This window comes from Lentzea jiangxiensis (assembly GCF_900104175.1).
Lineage (GTDB): Bacteria > Actinomycetota > Actinomycetes > Mycobacteriales > Pseudonocardiaceae > Lentzea > Lentzea jiangxiensis.
The window spans coordinates 23,783-39,848 of sequence record NZ_FNIX01000035.1; the positions used below are offsets into that span (position 1 = coordinate 23,783).

A 16,066-nucleotide genomic window follows, 5' to 3' on the forward strand; every position below is an offset into this window, starting at 1 on the left:
CGCACCATTTGAGCAAATGCTCAAATCCGGCTACCCTTCTGTTTGAGCAACTGCTCAAATTCGAAGGGGGTGCCGTGGCGAGGCGACGAACGCTCTACGTGGAGACGGTGATCCGGGCCGACCTCGACGAGGTGTGGCGGCTCACCCGGCAAGCGCGCCAGCACCAGCGGTGGGACCTGCGGTTCACCACGATCGACTACCTGCCGAAGGCGCACCCGGACGCCGAGCAGCACTTCCGGTACGCGGTCCGGGTCCTGCCCGGCCTGGAGGTGGACGGGACCGGCGTCAGCGTCGGCGAGCGCACCAGGCCCGACGGCTCGCGGACGTCCGCGCTGCGCTTCCGCTCGGCGCACCCGCTGTCGCTGATCCGCTCCGGGGCGGGCTACTGGCGGTACGTGCCGACCGACGCGGGCGTCCGGTTCCTCACCGGCTACGACTACCGGCCCGGCTGGGGACGGCTGGGCGCGCTGGCGGACCGCCCGTTCCGCCTGCTGATGGGGTGGGGGACGGCCTGGTCGTTCGACCGGCTCCGGCTGTGGCTCGAGCGCGGCGTACCGCCCGAGGTGTCGCTGCGGCGGGCGCTGCTGGACGCGGGAACCAGGGTCGTCGTCTGCGCCGTCGCCTGGTGGACCGGGCCGGTCGTCCTCGCCGCCGCGCTCACGGCGGGCGCTCTGCTGGCTCCGCCGCTGCCGTCCACGCCCGCTGCCAGGAGGTGCCGGCGCACCCCGCCGGACCGCCTCTCGTCGACGGCGCCGTCAACCCTGTCCATTGTGGAGCAACCATGACGTCGATCTTCCAGCGCGCCCTCGGCGACGACTTCGGCCGCCTGCACCCGCAGCTGCGACGCCGGTTCGGCTTCGAAGGCATCGGCTGCGTCGGCACCGGCACGATGGAGCGGGTGTGGCACGGCCGCGGGTTCACCCGCCCGTTCCTGCGGCTCGGGGCCCGGCGCCACATCCTCCTGCCGGGCCACGGCAGCGACATCCCGTTCACCATCGAGAACTACGCCTACCGCGACTCGCTGGGCCGGGAGGCGGTGAGCTTCGTCCGCACCTTCGCCTTCGAACGGCCCCGGCGCTGGGACGCGACGATGATCTACAGCCCCGAGCGCGGCTGCGTCGTCGACTACCTGGGCACCCACCAGCACGTCGCCGTCGACCTGCACCTGTCCGTCGACGACCGCGGCGGGCTGCTGATCCGCAGCGGAGAACAGCGCTTCCACGAGGGCCCGCTGCACTTCCGCATCCCGCGCCTGGTCACCGGCACCGCCGAGGTCCGCGAGTCCTACGACGAGGAGGCGGGCCGGTTCCGCATCGACGTCGAGGTCACCAACCACCGGTTCGGGCCGCTCTTCGGCTACCACGGCACCTTCACCTGCTCCTACCCCGAGGACGGGCACGTGCCGGACGCGGTCAGGCCGGTGCGGGAGCAGGCGAGGGTGTGACGTCCGCGCGCAACTGAGGGCGGGTTCCGCCTCGGGCGCCGCGGACTCCTGCCAGGATGGCGCGGTGAAGGTTCCCCTCCCGGTCCGAGTCCTGTGCCCCGTCGTGGCGGCGATGGCTCTCACCTCGCTGCTCGTCGTGTCGGCGAACGGGTCTCCGCTCACCGTTTCCGGCGGCACGGCCCTCTCGGCCGCCGCGGACAGGTCGCTCCTGCCGAGGCCGACCGCCACGGACACGACCTCGCGGCCGAGGCTGGGAACGCCGTGGTTCGCCGACCGCGTGGGCGGGGCGACCCAGGTGATCTCGGTGGTCGGCGCCGGTGGCTCCGACGCCACGGTGACGACGTGGCAGAAGTCCGGGAGCGACTGGGCGCGGGTGACGGGCGGGATCTCGGCGAAGGTCGGTCCGCAGGGCATCTCGAGCTCCTACGGGGAGTCGTCGTCCGCGACGCCGGCCGGGGTCTTCGGGATCACCGGCGCGTTCGGCAGGCAGGCCGATCCCGGTTCGGGCGTGTCCTACTTCCGGGCCGACGGCTCGGACTGGTGGGTCAGCGACGTCAGCAGTCCGCTCTACAACACGCATCAGCGGTGTGCCCGCGGAACGTGCCCGTTCGACGAGAGCCGGTCGGAGAACCTCGCCGACCAGGGCGCCGTGTACGACTACGCCCTGGTGATGGGGGTGAACGAGCAACGCGTGCCCGGCGGGGGGAGTGCGTTCTTCGTGCACGTCACCAACGGCGCCGCGACCGCCGGTTGCGTGGCGGTCGCGGCGAGCGCGCTGGTGTCGATCATGCGCTGGGTCCGTCCCGGCGCGGTGGTTGCGCTGACGCCGCGCTGACCCGCTGGCCGTGTCAGCGGGCGGCGCGGCGATCGGGGGCGGCGGGACCGCCGCGGAGGGGACCGGAGGCCGCCCGGCTGCGGCCAGCGGAGCGCTGCCCTCGTCGGGAACCCAAGTCCGCCCGTCGCCGTGCTGGTACCGCTCCTCGACCTCGGGCAACGGCCTCTCCGGCAGGCCGGCGTGAATCTTCGTCATGGTGTCGAACCAGGTCGCGGCCGGGAGCGTGCCGCCGTAGATGTCGCCTTCGGGGCACAGGCGCGGAAGCCCCGAGCCGATGCAGATGCCCTGAGGTGAGGTGCTGTCGTTGAACACCTGGACGGCGCCGGCGTAGTCGGGCGTGGCGCCGACGTAGGCCGCCGACTTGTACTCCTCCGTCGTACCGGTCTTGCCCATCATCGGACGCGTCCACCCGGCCTTGCGCGCGGCGGCGGAGGAGCTGCCCGCGTCCTTGCGGTGAGATCTTTTCCCGGTGGTGTCCGCACCCGGTACTGGTCGTAGAGGTGAGCGATCGGTGTGCCGTTCCTGTCGGTGACGGTCACAGTCCGGCCAGCTTGCCGAGGCAGGGTGCGATCTTCGTGCGATCCAAGGACGGACTCCCTCGGTCGGTTCAGCACCGGGCGGTGACCCGGCGCATCACCACTCAGGCGCCCGCTTCGCATGAATCGATCATCGGGAACTCCTCGCACAGCGTGCTTTCCGAGGATTTACTCATCCGTTGGAGGGTCCACTGTGGACCGAAGTGGTGACGCGGGCCAGGACCTGCATGGCGTCGCGTTCCCGGTCGGCGAGGTCGCCGAGGAGCGCGGAGGCACGCTCCAGGTGCTCGTGGTCGCCGGTGTCGCCGGCGGCCGCGATGTGGCCGGAGACCTCCGTCCACAGGGAAGCGATCCCGGCGTAGAGCCGGTGCCCGAGGCGGACGTTGTCGTCGTCGGTGATCGTGGCGGCCTCGGCGAGGAAGTCGCGGTAGAGGTTGCGGAACAACGAACCGCCCGTGCCGCCGCGCTCCATCAGACCGGCCGCCAGCGGGAGGTCGCGAGACGGGTCGGTGGCCCGGTCGAGCCACCGCGTCACCTGCCCGGCCGCCTTGGCGATGCCGCGGTGACCGAGGTTGGCGATGGGCGGGGTGAGGAACGTGCGGGCGTTGCGGGAGATCGCCCGCCGGACGGCGTCGCGGAGGTCGGGCCGTTCGGCGGCGGGCTCGACCGTGAAGGACAGGTTGCGGGCGGTCATCGGCCCCCGCTCGGCGCGGGCCCGCTCCAGGCTCGCCAGCGTGGTCTTCACGGCGCCGCCCTGCTGGGCGGTGTCGATCAGGTGGGCGTAAGTGTCGTCGTAGCCGTACATCGCCACGAAGTGACCGCCGAAGTGGACCTTCGTCGTGAAGTGGTCGAGGTGGTAGCAGTCGAGCTGGAGGCCGACCGGGCGTCCCGCGCCGAGGGCGCTGGTGACGTCTCGCCAGGCCTTCCGCGGCGACGCCGTCTCACGGACGTGCAGCGCCACCCCCAGGTGCGCGGTCGCGGTCCGGGTCAGCTCGGCCGGTTTCACGCGTCCGCCGAGGAACGGGAGGTCCATGCTCTTCGCGTCCCAGTAGACGAAGCCGAGCCCTTCGCCGAGGCCGAACAGCATCGGCTCGGACAGCTCGACGCCGTCGTGGCGCAGCAGAGCGCCGAGGGTGGTGGTCTCGCAGTGCACGCCCGCGGGGAACGAGACGTTCTCGATGATCATGGAACTCCTGCACGCCGCGACTCCGGATGGCCACGGGTAGCCTGGACCCTGCCACGGTGTGAGGGTCAACGGCGCGAGCGCCACCGCCTCCGACCGCCGGGGCCACCACGTCCACCGCCGACCCGCCCACCTCGATGCCGCGACCGGGGCGGGTTGACCGTTCGGCGTGCGGTCAAACCTCCTCGGCGTGTGGTGAACGACGCGGGCACCGGTTTTCGTGCCGAAACGGCGTTCCGCCCCTGCATTTCGTAAAATCGGCGAGAAGTACTGCTGCGAAACTCCAGGTGAGGTGTTCAGTGACATCGAGCGAGACGGCGTCGACGGCCAGCGTTCAGACCAGCGACCACGACGGCGTGCTCGTCGCCGTGGTCAAGGGCGAGCTCGACATGATCAGTGTCGACGAGGTCGGGACGGCCCTGTTCGACCACCTCGCCAAGGGGCCGGAAGGCCTCGTGGTGGAGCTCGCCGTGGACTTCATGGGCTCCTCGGCGTTGTCCGTGTTGCTGAAGCTGCACGCGCAGGCCCAGAGCGACGGTGTCGGGTTCGCGATCGTGGCGACGCAGGCCGCGGCGGCCCGCCCCCTGATGGCCAGCGCCCTGAGCCAGGTGCTGCCGATGGCGGAGTCGGTGGACGAGGCCGTGAAGATGGCGGGCAAGCAGCCGGAGACGGCTGACCAGTCCGGTCAGTGACCGTGCCGTCACGCGGTGCAACGGCCTGGCCGAGGGTGCGCCCGCCGAACCGTTCGCGGCGAAGCCGGGCGACACGGACGGTCCGCACCTGGTGACGGGCTGTGGCGGCGCGGTCACGGTGACCGTGGCGCCGGACTGGCTGTAGGTGCCGTTCCGGCGGTGGGAATTCGTGGCACCGGCGGGCAGGCTTCCACGGGTCGGCCACGCTCGCCGCCGTGTTGGTGACGGTCGGTGAGCTCTGGAAGCGGTCCTGCTACGACTTGTCGAGCTGCCAGACCGCCCTGCCCGTGCCGCTGCTTCATCCGCTCTCCGCACGTCCTGCCCGAATCCTGGGAGCGCTTCCCAAAATCCGGGTGGTGCCCGCGGGGGTCAACACGGCTCCGCCATCGACGTTCGATTCGACTCGAAGCGTCAGCCGGCGATCTTCTTGGCCTCCTGCACCGCTGCGTTCCAGGCGTCGTCGGCGCGCTTGCCCTGCTCGACGGACTGCAGCGCCGGGCCGAACACGTTCTCCTGGATCTGACCGTCGGCGGGGCCCTTGTGCTGCGCCGCCTTGACCTTCTGCACCTGCGCGGCGAACAGCGCGCCCGCCTTCACGTTGTCGAAGTAGGTGTTCACGTGCTCCAGCAACGCCCTGTTCTCGAGCGCGTCGACCTGGCTGGGGAACGTGCCCCTCGCCTGGAACGCCTTGACCTGCTGCTCCGGCGCGGTCAGCCACGCGGCGAGTTCGGCGGCCTTCCCGGCGTTCTTGCTCTGCTTCGGCACGGTCAGGTAGGAGCCGCCCCAGTTGCCGCCGCCGTTCGGGAAGACGTCGGTGACGGCCCACTTGCCGGCGTTCTCCGGCCCCGCCTGGGTTTCGATGACGCCGAGCATCCACGACGGGCACGTCTTCGTGGCGAACCGGCCGAGCTTGAAGCCCGTGTTCCACTCGCTGCTGAAGGCGACCAGCTTGGCCGACTGTCCTTTCGCCACAGCGCTCGTGACGGCGTTCCAGTCGTTGCGGATGTCCGGGTTGGACTCGACGACGAGGTTGTCGCCCTTGTCGAAGTAGCCGACGTCGTGCTGGTTGTGCATGGCGTTGAAGATCTGCGCCGCGCTGTCGAACCAGGCGATGCCGGGAGTCTTCGAGACGAAGCGGTCACCCGCCGCGAAGTAGCTGCCCCACGTGGCGAACAGCGCCTTCACGCCCTCGGGGTCGGACGGCAGGCCGGCCTGCGCGAAGAGGTCCTTGCGGTAGCACATCGCCAGGGGGCCGATGTCCGTGCCGTACCCGATCAGCCTGCCGTTCCCGGTGGTGGCCGCATCGGCCTTCCACTTCAGCCACCGGTCCGGTGTCGTCTCCCGCGGCCCGATCTCCAGCAGGTCGTTGAACTGGTCGGCCCTGGCCATGACCTGGCTCAGGTACCCCTCCTCGACCGCCTCGACGTCCGCGAGTCCTGATCCCGCGCCCAGCTTGGTGAAGAGGTTCTGGTGGTGCGGGTCGCCCTGGCCCGTCTTGCGCTGGGTGATCTTGACGTCCGGGTGGGCTGCTTCGTACTCCTTGAACAACTCCTCGTAACCGAACTCGTTGAACGTGGCGATGGTCAGCTCGGTTCTGCCGTCGGCGGTCCGGTTCGCGGCTCCCCCCGCGCCGCACGAAGCGACGGTGGCGGAAGCGACGACACAGACCACCGCGCTGATCCAGCGGCGGGGACGCACGTCGAAACTCCTCAAGCGGCGGCGGACCTGGGAGCGTTCCCAGGAATCTGGGAGTCTGAGGTTGTGACGACGAGGTGTCAAGCGCCGCACAACTCCGAGTCGTCCCCGGTCGCGCTCGGGAACAACCCGGCTGGTTCCGTTTGGGTGCAGTTGTTGCCACAAAAGCGAAGTAGCTTCGCATTCGCGTGGCCTGCGGGTGCCGCGCGGCGTCTGATCGGCCGTGCCGGATGGTGTCGATGAGCCGCCTGGAATTGGGAACGCTCCCAGGTCGAATGGCGCACCGGTGGGATCGCGCAGGCGCGGCAGCGGTTCCGCAACAATCCCGGCCGCCGTAGTATCCAGCACGTCCCCCGCTGCTCCTTCAAGAGCACGCCTCTGCGGGAGGTGACCACATGGCGGAAACAGGCTCTCCGTTCATCCAGGTCGTCGGCGGCGGCCGGCTGGACCTGCCTCGCGGCCTGGCGCTCGTCGGACGCGGCGAGGAGGCGGATCTCCGGCTCCCCTCGCCCGAGGTCAGCGCTCAGCACGCCTGGCTCCGGCGGGACGGCCGCACGACCTGGGTCAACGACGCGAACTCCACGAACGGCACGTGGCTCAACGGCGCCAGGCTGGTCGCCGGCAGGGACCAGGAGCTGCACCACGGCGACCGCCTGGAGTTCGGCCCGGTCGCGGCGGTCTTCCGCGACCCGGCGGGAGGTGCGCGCCGTCCGCCGACGCAGGTCCAGCAGCGTCCGGGAGTGTCCTACGGCAACGTGTCCGCCGGGACGTTCAACCACGCGGGCCGTGACGTCAACAACTCCTACGACCAGCGCCAGCACCACCGGTACGAGTTCACGACCCCCGAAGGTCAGGCGATCAACGAGCTCGCCACCGGCCGCGGCGCGGGCAGGGTCCTGATGGTCCTGGGGCAGCTGGCCGCCCTGGCCGGCTTCTGCCTCTGGGCTTTCGTGATCTTGCGCTTCATCGCGTCCATCTCCACCAGCGCGTCCACCCCGGCGGCGGAGTTCACGCCACCCGAGCTCCTCGGCCCGCCGGTGCTCGGCGGCGTTCCGCTCGGCGTGGTCGGCTTCGGGCTGTTCGTCCTCGGGGCGGTCGTGAGCGCCGTCGGCCTGGTGGTGTCCAAGTCCGCGCGCGAGCGCAGAAAGCGGTGAGTCCGATGAACGGTGGAGTGCACTTCCACGGCAATGTCACGGCAGGCACGATGAACAACGCCGCCCAAGGCGACATCAACAACAACTACGGCCGGCAACACTTCTCCAGCGGACTGGACGTGCAGCAGGTGTCCCAGCTCGTGCGCGCGCTCCGCGACGAGGTCGACTCGGCTCCGCTCACCGACCGCGCCAGGAACGCGGCGCACGAGGCGCTGGACGAGGTCGACCGCGGCGTCGTGGAGGGTGGCGAACGCCGCAGCGTCGCCGGCAGGGTCCTCGCGGTGAAGGAGGTGCTCGGCAACGCGGGCGGCGCCGTCGCGGCCGGCGGTGCGCTGTGGACCGCGATGAGAGCACTCGCCGCGGCGGTCGGCCTCGGCCTGTGATCGCCGAGCCCGGTCAGCGCTTGCGCAGCACGTGGAAGGGGACGAGCTGGTCGACCAGGTACAGCTTGTCCCGGCGGCCGTCGGCGTACCCGATCTCGTAGTCGACCACGCCGAGCCAGTCGCCCTCGACGCCGGGGAAGCGCCCGTGCAGCCGGCCGCGCGCCTCGCCGGTCAGGTCGAGTCCGCTCGCGATGACGCGCCTCGTGGCACCGGGCGGCCGGGCGAACAGCCTGTCGAGGCGAACTCCCACACCGGTGACGACGGGCCTGCGGCCGTGGACGTCGTTGCCCTCCCAGGTCGTGAATGGACTGTTAAGCACCATCGCCGCCGACCGCTGTCAGGGCTCGTTGTGCGCGGAGCTCGAAGTAGCGCTCGTCGGACAGTTCGGCGCTGTCGGGGGCCGGCGTCGTGACGGCCAGCCGCCAGGAGGCGTTGTCGGTGGCGCAGGCCAGGCAGCTGATGTGCACCTCACCGTCCCGCACGACCGCCCGGAACCGCGAGTGGCCGAGCGTGTGCCGGCCGAGCTTGCACCTCGCCGGCAGGAGGGCCACCGGACGTCCGGCCGAGTCGTACCTGTGCGTGAGTTCGCCGTCCATTCGGGACGGTTCGAGAAGCTGCCGATCCATGACGCGAGAACCTATCACCGCGATCGTACATATGTTCGATTGGACGCGTGTGGCGTTCCGCCCTCCACTCGGTCGGGTGGATCGTGACGTGCGCCTCGCGGCCTAGATGCAAATGATTGTCATGAGCTAGCGTCTCCGGGTCGCCACCTCCCTGACGTCAGGAAGCCTCATGCACCACCGCGCGCCCTTGGCCGCCGCCGGACTGGCCGCCGTCTCGGTCCTCCTCGCCGGATGTTTCGCCTCCAGCGCGGGAGGACCGGGTCCGTCCGGGCAGACCAGGATCAAGCTGGCCATGATGCAACCGCCGCGGTCGGGCCTGTCACCGTTCAGCGACGACGCCTTCAAGCTGTCGCGCTGGTCCGCCGCGGAGACGCTGGTGGCGCTGGACGCCAACGGCGACGCCCGTCCCGGACTGGCCACCGGGTGGCGGCGCACCTCGGACACGGCGTGGGAGTTCGCCGTCCGGCCTGGCGTGAGCTTCCACGACGGCAGCACCCTGACCGCCGCGGCCGCCGCGAACACCCTCACCAGGGCGACGAAGGCGGTGCCGAAGCCGCGCATCCTCGACGGCGTCGCGCTGACCGCGGCGGTGGCGGGGGACAAGCTCGTCGTCACGACCGGGACGCCGGATCCGCTGCTGCCGCAACGCTTGTCGTCGCCGCAGCTGTCCATCTTGGCCGAAAGCGCGTACGCGGCGGACGGCAAGGTCAACCCGGTCGGCACCGGCAGCGGGCCGTTCCGGCTGGTGAGCGTCGGCGGGACCACGAGCGCGACCCTCGACCGCTTCGACGGTTACTGGGGTGAGAAGGCGAAGGCGGCGGGCATCGACGTGTCCTTCGTCCCGGACGGCACCGCGCGGGCCGCGGCGATCCGCAGCGGGGAGGCGCACATCGCCGAAGCGGTGCCGGTCTCGCAGGCGGCACTGCTCGACCCGCCGACCATCAGCGAGGTGCCGATGCCGCGCACCAACACGTTGTACCTCAACACGAAGACGGGCCCCTTCGCCGATCCGGCGGTGCGGGCCGCGGTGCGCGAGACGATCAACCGAGGCCAGCTGATCAGCGGCGTCTACGAGAACCGCGCCGACTCCGCCGAGGGGCTGCTCGGACCCGCGCTGCCGTGGACCGTGCAGGCCCGCAAGGAACTCACCGGGCGGGTGCCCGCAGGCCGGGCGAACGGCGCGACGATCACGCTGGCGACGTTCACCGACCGCGCCGAGCTCCCCGAAGTCGCCTCGATCCTCCAGCAGCAGCTCCAGGACGCGGGCTTCGAGGTGAACCAGGTCGTGCGCGAGTACGCCCACATCGAGCAGGACATGCTCGCCGGCAGGTTCGACGCGTTCGTCCTGTCCCGCGCGACCGTGCTCGACTCGGGCGACCCCGTCGCCTACCTGAAGTCGGACTTCACCTGCGCCGGCTCCTTCAACATCGCCCAGCTGTGCGACGAGAACGTCGACAGGGCCGTGCGCGAGGCCGAGGCGGCGGAGGCCGGTGACCGGCGTCGCGCGGCGATCATGGCGGCGGAGGCGGCCGTCCTGCGCACCGACGCGGCCATCCCGATGCTGCACGAGCGCGTGATCCAGGGCGACGCCACCTCCGTCGAGGGCTCCGTCAAGGACCCGCGCGAACGGGCGCTCGTCACGTCGGCCACGCACGTGAAGTGATGGCGGAGTCACCGCGCGGGCGTGCGGGGGCCGTGCTCTCCCGGATCAGCGCGCTCGCCCTGATCACCGTGGTGGTCGGGCTTCTGCCGTGGTTGTCCGGGCGCGATCCGGCGCTGTCGGTGCTGCGGGCGCGCTCGGCCGAGCAGGAGCCGACGCCGGAGGCCCTGGAGGCGGTGCGCCGGCAGCTCGGTCTCGACGCCGGCCCCGTCGAGGTGTTCGGCCGCTGGGCGGCCGGACTGCTGCGCGGAGACCTCGGCCGCTCGTGGACCAGCGGCGCCGAGGTGCTGCCGGCCGTGCTGTCCGGGCTCGGCGTCTCCCTGACGCTGATGGGGGCGGCGATCGTCGTGGCACTGCTGGTGTCCACGGCGTTGTGCGTGCCGGGTCTGCTGCGCGGTGCTCGCGGCGACGCCACCGGGGCGGCCGGGGGTGCGGGGGCGGCGCTCGCGGCGTTGCCCGAGTTCCTCCTCGCGGCCGTGCTGCTGGTGACCCTGTCGGTGTGGCTCGGCTGGTTCCCGCCGTACGGCTGGCAGGGTCCGCAACACCTCGTGTTGCCCGCGCTCGCGCTGGGCATCCCAGCGGGAGCGGTGCTGGGCACGCTGTTCGCCGACGCGCTTCCCGCCGTCTTCCGCGAACCCTGGGTCGGCGTGTGGCGCTCCTGGGGTTGTGGCCGATCCGTTCTCGTCCGAGGCGTCCTGTGGCGTGCGTTGCCGCCGCTGCTGCCCCAGGCCGGTCTGGTGGTCGTCGGGCTGACCGGTGGTGCCGTGGCGGTGGAGGCGGTCTTCGCCGTGCCCGGCATCGGCAGGACGGCGCTGGGAGCGGCGCGGGCGCAGGACGTGCCGGTGCTGCAGGCGTGCGTGCTCGCGCTCGTGTTGCTGGGCCTCGCGGCCGGTGCCGTCGTCGGGCTCGTCCGTCGGCGCATGCTGGGCCCGGCGCTGCGCGACGCCTCCCTGTCACTGCCCGCGATCGTCCACTGGAGACCGAACCGGTGGCACGTCGCTGTTCCCGCGACGAGCGCGGCGCTGACCGCGGTGGTGATCGGCTGGGGCCTGCTGCGAGATCCGCTGCGGATCGACACGGCCGCCCGGCTGGCGTCCCCGAGCTGGGCCCACCCGCTGGGCACGGACGGACTCGGCCGGGACGTCCTGGCGCGGCTCGCGCACGGCGCGCCGGCGACGATCGGCGTGGCGGTGGCGGTGTGCGCATGCTCCTGCATCGCTGCTCTCGCCATCGGTTTCCTCCCCGGTGTCGCGCGGGGTGCGGCGGAGGCGGCGAACGCGATGCCGCCGGTGATCGCGGGCATCCTCGTGGCGGCGGTGCTGGGCCCCGGCACGTCCGGCGCCTCGCTGGCCGTCGCTCTGGTCTCGTGGCCCGCCCTGGCCGCGCACGCCGGCGCGCTCGTGGAACAGACACGTGCCTCGACCCACATCACGGCCCACCGCGCACTCGGTGCCACACCGACGTGGATCGAGCTCCGCCACGTCCTGCCCGCCGTCGCCGGTCCGGTCGCCCGCAACGCCGTCCTCCGCCTGCCCGGGATCGCCCTGGCGTTGGCGTCACTGGGTTTCCTCGGCCTGGGCACCCAGCCTCCGGCGCCGGAGTGGGGCCTCGTGCTGGCCGAGTCGCTGCCCTACGTCGAACGGGCACCGTTCGCCGCGTTGAGCCCCGCGCTCATGCTCCTGCTCATCGCCGTGGTCACGATGTCGTCGTCCGCCCTGCTCTCGTCCCGAGGGTGGCGAGTGCCCGGCCGGCTGCGTGGTAGCCGCCCATCCCGTGCACTCCCGCTCCCGGTGGCGTAGCGGCGGAGCAGAGGTACGCGCCAGGCACACCGGTGTCATACGAGTGCGGGGTGAGGCGCGGCCGGAACACGAGCTGCAACGGGTCGTTGGCCCCGGTCAGGATGTTGCCGCCGACGTAGTTGGGGTTGCCCCGCTCCAGCTCGGCCGGGTCCTTCGCCGAGTGCGCCACGATCCGTTCACCGAACCCCGGGGCGAAGCGCTCGATCTGGTCGACGATCGCCGCGGTGGCGTCCCCGGCGTGTCCGCGAGGCACGTGCGCGTAGGCCCAGACGGGGTGGACATCGCCCGCGGAGCGGCTGGGATCGGCCAGGTACTGCTGTCCCACCAACACGAACGGCGCCGCCGGCATCGTGCCCCGGTGGACCTCGCGCGCGGTGCGGAGCACCTCGTCCGGACCTCCTCCGAGGTGCACGGTTCCCGCCGCGCCGCAGCCGGCGTTGCTCCACGGCACCCCGCCGCGCACGGCGAAGTCGACCTTGAACGCCGCCGGCCCGTGACGCCAGCGGCCGTAGGCCCGGCGCACCCGCGGCGGAAGCCGGTCGCCGAGAATCCGCGCCGCTGCCGAAGGAGCGGTGTCGAGCAGGACGACATCGGCGTCCGGGAGGTCCGAAGAGGACTCGACCTTCGTCCCCGTCACCGTCTTGCCGCCGAGGTCCCGCAGCAGCGCGGTCAACGCGTCGGTGATCGCCTGCGAGCCGCCCTCGGCGACCGGCCACCCGAAGCGGTGCCCCGCCGCGATCAGCATGGCCGCGACCGAGGACGTCATCGGCGCGTGCAGGTCGTGCATCACGTGCGCGGCGACGCCGAGGAACAGGCTCTGCGTCGCCGGCGAACGCCACCACCGGCGCATCAGCGCGGCCGGCGGTGCCGCGCGCAACCCGAAGCGAGCCAGGTGCACCGGGTGGGACGGCCACCGCAGCAGCGACCCCAGCAGATCGTCCGCAGCACTCTCGACGTGGGCGGCGAGAGGCCCGAAGGCCTTCAGCCACCGCTCACCGTCTTCTCCCGGAAGTCCCGCCGCGGTCTCCTCGGCGGTCCCGCGCATCACCGCGGCCGTGCCGTCGTCCAGCGGGTGGGCGAGCATCACCTCGGGATGCCGCCACCGCAGCCCGTACCGCTCCAGCCCGAGGTTCCGCAGGAACGGCGAGAGCACGGCGGTCGGGTGCACGGCCGAGCACTCGTCGTGCAGCGTTCCCGCCACCAGTTTCTCCGTGGTCCTGGCACCACCGCCGAGCCGGTCGGAGGCTTCGAGGACCGTCACCTCGACACCGTGCTGCGCCAGGCGCACCGCTCCAGCCAGCCCGTTGGGACCGGAACCCACCACGACCGCTGTCACCACCGCGCTCGTCCCCGGCTGTTCTCGGGGGAACGCCGTGCGGCGTCGACGGCAGGATCGGAGAAGACGTCCCGCAGCCTGGCGCGGTCCTGCACCACGAGGAATCCACAGAGGACGGTGTAGAGCGCCGCCATGTACTTGACGAACGGGTAGTCGAACGCGAAGTCCATCAGCGTGATGTTCAGCCCCACCGCGAACAGTGCGCCGGCACCGATGAACGTGGTGCGGCGGAACAGCAGCATGAGCGCGGGGACCAGTTCGAACAGGCCGGTGACCCGGCCGTAGAAGGGCGAGTAGCCGTAGAACAGCCAGACCAGCGAGGTGCCGTCCACCGTCGACTTCGAGAGGTCGTCCCAGTCGCCGTAGTAGTACTGGCCGCCGGCCAGCTTGACGCACCCGTAGAAGGCGAAGACCAGTGCCATCAGCAGCCTGATCACGAGGACCACCTTCGACGGGGCTTTGCTCCAGATCATCCTTCTGCTCCGCTGTTCCGGCCGCGCTGCCCGTCAGCCCGGCGTCCGTTCCCATCCTCGGTGCGAGGCCCCGGGCACCACGTCCTGCGCAGGGTCCGTTCGGCGGGCCGCGCGGACGACGCCGTGTCCTCCTCCAGGAGGACGTCTTCGGGCTAGGAGGAGGACGCCGGGTCGCGGCGGAGTTCTCTACCCTGCGGGTTGGGACCCGACGGGGTGTGATGCGCGAGGGACGCGCGTACGCGGGCCGGACCTGGAGTGGACGTGCGGCGGGTGATGGTGTGGCTGCGGGCGCGGCCGCTGGTGTTCGACCTGGCACTGGTCGCGTACTTCCTGTGGCCGTCCCTGCCGGTCGACCTCGTGACCCGGTCCCCGTGGTGGCTGCAGGTGCCGGTGGTCGTCGGCCTGGTCGGGCCGTTGCTGATCCGCCGTCACCGGCCCGGCACGGCGGTGGCGGTCGTCCTCGCGACCATCGTGCTCGAGTTCCTGACGTCGCCGTGGGGCACGTTCGTGCCGATCATGAACCTCACCCTGGCCCCGGTCCTGTACTCGGTGGCCGTCTACGGCAGGCGGCGCCAGGTGTGGCTCGCGCTGGCCGGCAGCGCGGTCGTCGTGTCCTGGTGGGCGGCGCGGTCGTTCGACGCCAGGGAGGGGCAGTGGCGGGAGTTCGTGGTCGCGGTCGGCTTCGTGGTGTTGCTGCTGCTCGCGTGCTGGCTGCTGGGGGAGTTCGTCTCCGCTCGCCGCGCGTACCTGCTCGCCGTGGAGGACCGCGCGGCCCGGGCCGAACGGGAGAAGGAAGCTCTGGCGCGCGCCGCGGTGGCCGAGGAGCGCACGCGGATCGCCCGCGAGATGCACGACGTGGTCGCGCACGCGGTGAGCATGATGGTGATGCAGGCGGAAGGCGCCCGCATGTCGCTCTCGAGTGGCGGTGACCAGGTGGAACAGGCGTTGCGCGACATCAGCCGGGGCGGTCGCGACGCGATGGGGGAGCTGCGGCGCATGCTGCACCTGCTGCGCAGGGAACCGACCGGCACCGCGCCGCAGCCCACCGGCGCCGATCTCCGCGCCCTCGTGGACGGTGTGCGGGCCGCCGGGCTGACCGTCGAGCTCGACGAGCGCGGCGGGACGGACGACCTGCCGGCAGGGCTGGTGGTGCAGGTCGTGCGGATCGTGCAGGAGGCGCTGACCAACGTCCTCAAGCACGCCGTCCCTCCCTCCTCGGCCCGGGTGGTGGTGGACTGGGGCACGGCGGCCGACTGCCGGGAGGTGCGGCTGAGCGTGCGCAACACCGCCGCCTCGGTCGCGCGTGGACCGCTGGCCGACCTGTCGTCCGGCGGGCACGGTCTGGCGGGTATGCGGGAACGAGTGGCCATGTACGGCGGAACGGTGAGCGCGGAGCGCACCGCGGGCGGAGGCTTCGCGGTCGAGGCCGTGCTGCCGGTCGGCGGCGGGGAAGGGACGAACTGGGCATGACCCGGGCACGAGTGCTGATCTGCGACGACCAGGAGCTGATGCGCAGCGCGTTGCGCATGATCGTGAGCAGCCAGCCGGACCTCGAGCTGGTCGGCGAGGCCGCGGACGGCGCTCAGGCGGTGCGGCTGGCCACCGAGCACCGCCCCGACCTGGTGCTGATGGACGTCCGGATGCCGGTGCTCGACGGCGTGGAGGCGACCCGGCGGGTCTGCGAGGCGAGCCCGGGCACCAGGGTTCTGGTGATCACCACGTTCGACCTCGACGAGCACGTCGAACAAGCCCTGCGCCACGGTGCCAGCGGGTTCCTGCTCAAGGACGCCACGAGCGAGGAGATGCTCGTCGCCATCCGGGCTGTCCTGCGCGGGGACGCGGCGATGGCGCCGGCGGTCGTGCGCCGGCTGGTCGAACGGCACCTCGCCACTCCCGCGGCGCCACCACCCGACCCGCGCCTCGAACGCCTCACCGACCGGGAGCGCGAGGTGTTCGCCCTGCTGGCCAAGGGGGCCGCCAACGCCGAGATCGCGGCGCAGCTCTTCCTCGGCGAGACGACGGTGAAGACGCACGTCAGCAGAGTGCTGTCCAAACTGGACCTGCGTGACCGCGTCCACGCCGTCGTCCACGCCTACGAGACCGGGTTCGTGCGACCGGGCGGGTGAACGGTCAGACCTTCGGGTCGGACGGTTTGCCCGCGAGCTGGCCGGCCGTGTCCTCGGCACTGAGACCTTCGGTCACGTTCCTGCGGCTGCGCGCGTTCTGCAACGCCACGGTCTCCTCGACCGG

At 71.7% G+C, this 16,066-nt stretch carries 16 protein-coding genes; 10 read left to right on the forward strand and 6 right to left on the reverse strand.

Annotated elements, in window-relative coordinates; genetic code table 11:
• Positions 1–74 precede the first annotated feature (74 nt).
• The 3 genes from BLQ91_RS38545 (at position 75) to BLQ91_RS38555 (ending at position 2,279) form a co-directional block, all read left to right on the forward strand.
• Positions 75–785, forward strand: a complete 711-nt coding sequence (locus tag BLQ91_RS38545; protein WP_090105375.1) for a hypothetical protein — start codon at positions 75–77, stop codon at positions 783–785.
• Entirely contained in the window at positions 782–1,444 is a 663-nt protein-coding gene (locus BLQ91_RS38550; RefSeq protein ID WP_090105377.1) for a DUF4166 domain-containing protein, read from the forward strand. The genes BLQ91_RS38545 and BLQ91_RS38550 overlap by 4 nt, the downstream gene beginning before the upstream one ends.
• A 64-nt stretch (positions 1,445–1,508) precedes the next feature.
• The gene (locus BLQ91_RS38555) at positions 1,509–2,279 is read left to right on the forward strand and encodes a L,D-transpeptidase family protein (RefSeq protein WP_143023065.1); all 771 of its coding nucleotides are present in this window, start codon (positions 1,509–1,511) and stop codon (positions 2,277–2,279) included.
• Positions 2,280–2,987: 708 nt separating this feature from the next.
• Here the strand turns inward: BLQ91_RS38555 and BLQ91_RS38560 are convergent.
• Complete coding sequence (locus BLQ91_RS38560; RefSeq protein ID WP_090105381.1) at positions 2,988–4,001, reverse strand: BtrH N-terminal domain-containing protein; 1,014 nt, start codon at positions 3,999–4,001, stop codon at positions 2,988–2,990.
• Between the two features lie 296 nt (positions 4,002–4,297).
• Between BLQ91_RS38560 and BLQ91_RS38565 the strand changes: the two genes are divergently transcribed.
• Entirely contained in the window at positions 4,298–4,690 is a 393-nt protein-coding gene (locus BLQ91_RS38565) for an STAS domain-containing protein (protein WP_176960194.1), read from the forward strand.
• Positions 4,691–5,101: 411 nt separating this feature from the next.
• On the opposite strand, the gene BLQ91_RS38570 is transcribed toward BLQ91_RS38565, so the two are convergent.
• Entirely contained in the window at positions 5,102–6,388 is a 1,287-nt protein-coding gene (locus BLQ91_RS38570) for an ABC transporter substrate-binding protein (protein ID WP_090105385.1), read from the reverse strand.
• A 392-nt stretch (positions 6,389–6,780) separates the two neighbouring features.
• Between BLQ91_RS38570 and BLQ91_RS38575 the strand changes: the two genes are divergently transcribed.
• Positions 6,781–7,539 carry an FHA domain-containing protein gene (locus BLQ91_RS38575; RefSeq protein ID WP_090105387.1) on the forward strand — a complete coding sequence of 253 codons (759 nt, stop codon included), beginning with the start codon at positions 6,781–6,783 and terminating at the stop codon, positions 7,537–7,539.
• A gap of 5 nt (positions 7,540–7,544) precedes the next feature.
• Positions 7,545–7,922, forward strand: coding sequence for a hypothetical protein (locus tag BLQ91_RS38580; RefSeq protein WP_090105389.1), 378 nt, complete (start codon positions 7,545–7,547; stop codon positions 7,920–7,922).
• 13 nt (positions 7,923–7,935) lie between these two features.
• Here the strand turns inward: BLQ91_RS38580 and BLQ91_RS38585 are convergent, their stop codons facing one another.
• Together BLQ91_RS38585 and BLQ91_RS38590 are read right to left on the reverse strand one after the other, a co-directional pair.
• Complete coding sequence (locus tag BLQ91_RS38585; RefSeq protein WP_245734285.1) at positions 7,936–8,244, reverse strand: hypothetical protein; 309 nt, start codon at positions 8,242–8,244, stop codon at positions 7,936–7,938.
• On the reverse strand, positions 8,234–8,548 hold the full coding sequence (locus BLQ91_RS38590; RefSeq protein ID WP_143023066.1) for a hypothetical protein: 315 nt from the start codon (positions 8,546–8,548) through the stop codon (positions 8,234–8,236). The genes BLQ91_RS38585 and BLQ91_RS38590 overlap by 11 nt, the downstream gene beginning before the upstream one ends.
• Before the next feature lie 169 nt (positions 8,549–8,717).
• Between BLQ91_RS38590 and BLQ91_RS38595 the strand changes: the two genes are divergently transcribed.
• Together BLQ91_RS38595 and BLQ91_RS38600 are read left to right on the forward strand one after the other, a co-directional pair.
• Complete coding sequence (locus BLQ91_RS38595) at positions 8,718–10,211, forward strand: ABC transporter substrate-binding protein (RefSeq protein ID WP_090105393.1); 1,494 nt, start codon at positions 8,718–8,720, stop codon at positions 10,209–10,211.
• Entirely contained in the window at positions 10,211–12,007 is a 1,797-nt protein-coding gene (locus BLQ91_RS38600) for an ABC transporter permease subunit (RefSeq protein ID WP_090105396.1), read from the forward strand. The genes BLQ91_RS38595 and BLQ91_RS38600 overlap by 1 nt, the downstream gene beginning before the upstream one ends.
• On the opposite strand, the gene BLQ91_RS38605 is transcribed toward BLQ91_RS38600, so the two are convergent.
• Together BLQ91_RS38605 and BLQ91_RS38610 are read right to left on the reverse strand one after the other, a co-directional pair.
• Positions 11,904–13,343 carry a phytoene desaturase family protein gene (locus tag BLQ91_RS38605; protein WP_342670694.1) on the reverse strand — a complete coding sequence of 480 codons (1,440 nt, stop codon included), beginning with the start codon at positions 13,341–13,343 and terminating at the stop codon, positions 11,904–11,906. The two genes, BLQ91_RS38600 and BLQ91_RS38605, sit on opposite strands and share 104 nt — an antisense overlap.
• Complete coding sequence (locus BLQ91_RS38610) at positions 13,340–13,816, reverse strand: MauE/DoxX family redox-associated membrane protein (RefSeq protein WP_090105400.1); 477 nt, start codon at positions 13,814–13,816, stop codon at positions 13,340–13,342. Before BLQ91_RS38610 ends, BLQ91_RS38605 begins: the two co-directional genes overlap by 4 nt.
• A 261-nt stretch (positions 13,817–14,077) precedes the next feature.
• On the opposite strand from BLQ91_RS38610, the gene BLQ91_RS38615 reads away from it, so the two are divergent.
• Both BLQ91_RS38615 and BLQ91_RS38620 read left to right on the forward strand, forming a co-directional pair.
• Entirely contained in the window at positions 14,078–15,286 is a 1,209-nt protein-coding gene (locus tag BLQ91_RS38615; protein ID WP_143023067.1) for a sensor histidine kinase, read from the forward strand.
• Positions 15,283–15,942 carry a response regulator gene (locus BLQ91_RS38620; protein WP_090105404.1) on the forward strand — a complete coding sequence of 220 codons (660 nt, stop codon included), beginning with the start codon at positions 15,283–15,285 and terminating at the stop codon, positions 15,940–15,942. Before BLQ91_RS38615 ends, BLQ91_RS38620 begins: the two co-directional genes overlap by 4 nt.
• Positions 15,943–16,066 lie beyond the last annotated feature (124 nt).

Coding starts and splice junctions, on each gene's coding strand:
- BLQ91_RS38600 (WP_090105396.1), top strand. CDS start 10,211: ATGGCGGAGTCACCGCGCGGGCGTGCGGGGGCCGTGCTCTCCCGGATC.
- BLQ91_RS38590 (WP_143023066.1), bottom strand. CDS start 8,548: ATGGATCGGCAGCTTCTCGAACCGTCCCGAATGGACGGCGAACTCACG.
- BLQ91_RS38620 (WP_090105404.1), top strand. CDS start 15,283: ATGACCCGGGCACGAGTGCTGATCTGCGACGACCAGGAGCTGATGCGC.
- BLQ91_RS38580 (WP_090105389.1), top strand. CDS start 7,545: ATGAACGGTGGAGTGCACTTCCACGGCAATGTCACGGCAGGCACGATG.
- BLQ91_RS38595 (WP_090105393.1), top strand. CDS start 8,718: ATGCACCACCGCGCGCCCTTGGCCGCCGCCGGACTGGCCGCCGTCTCG.
- BLQ91_RS38550 (WP_090105377.1), top strand. CDS start 782: ATGACGTCGATCTTCCAGCGCGCCCTCGGCGACGACTTCGGCCGCCTG.
- BLQ91_RS38560 (WP_090105381.1), bottom strand. CDS start 4,001: ATGATCATCGAGAACGTCTCGTTCCCCGCGGGCGTGCACTGCGAGACC.
- BLQ91_RS38610 (WP_090105400.1), bottom strand. CDS start 13,816: ATGATCTGGAGCAAAGCCCCGTCGAAGGTGGTCCTCGTGATCAGGCTG.
- BLQ91_RS38585 (WP_245734285.1), bottom strand. CDS start 8,244: ATGGTGCTTAACAGTCCATTCACGACCTGGGAGGGCAACGACGTCCAC.
- BLQ91_RS38575 (WP_090105387.1), top strand. CDS start 6,781: ATGGCGGAAACAGGCTCTCCGTTCATCCAGGTCGTCGGCGGCGGCCGG.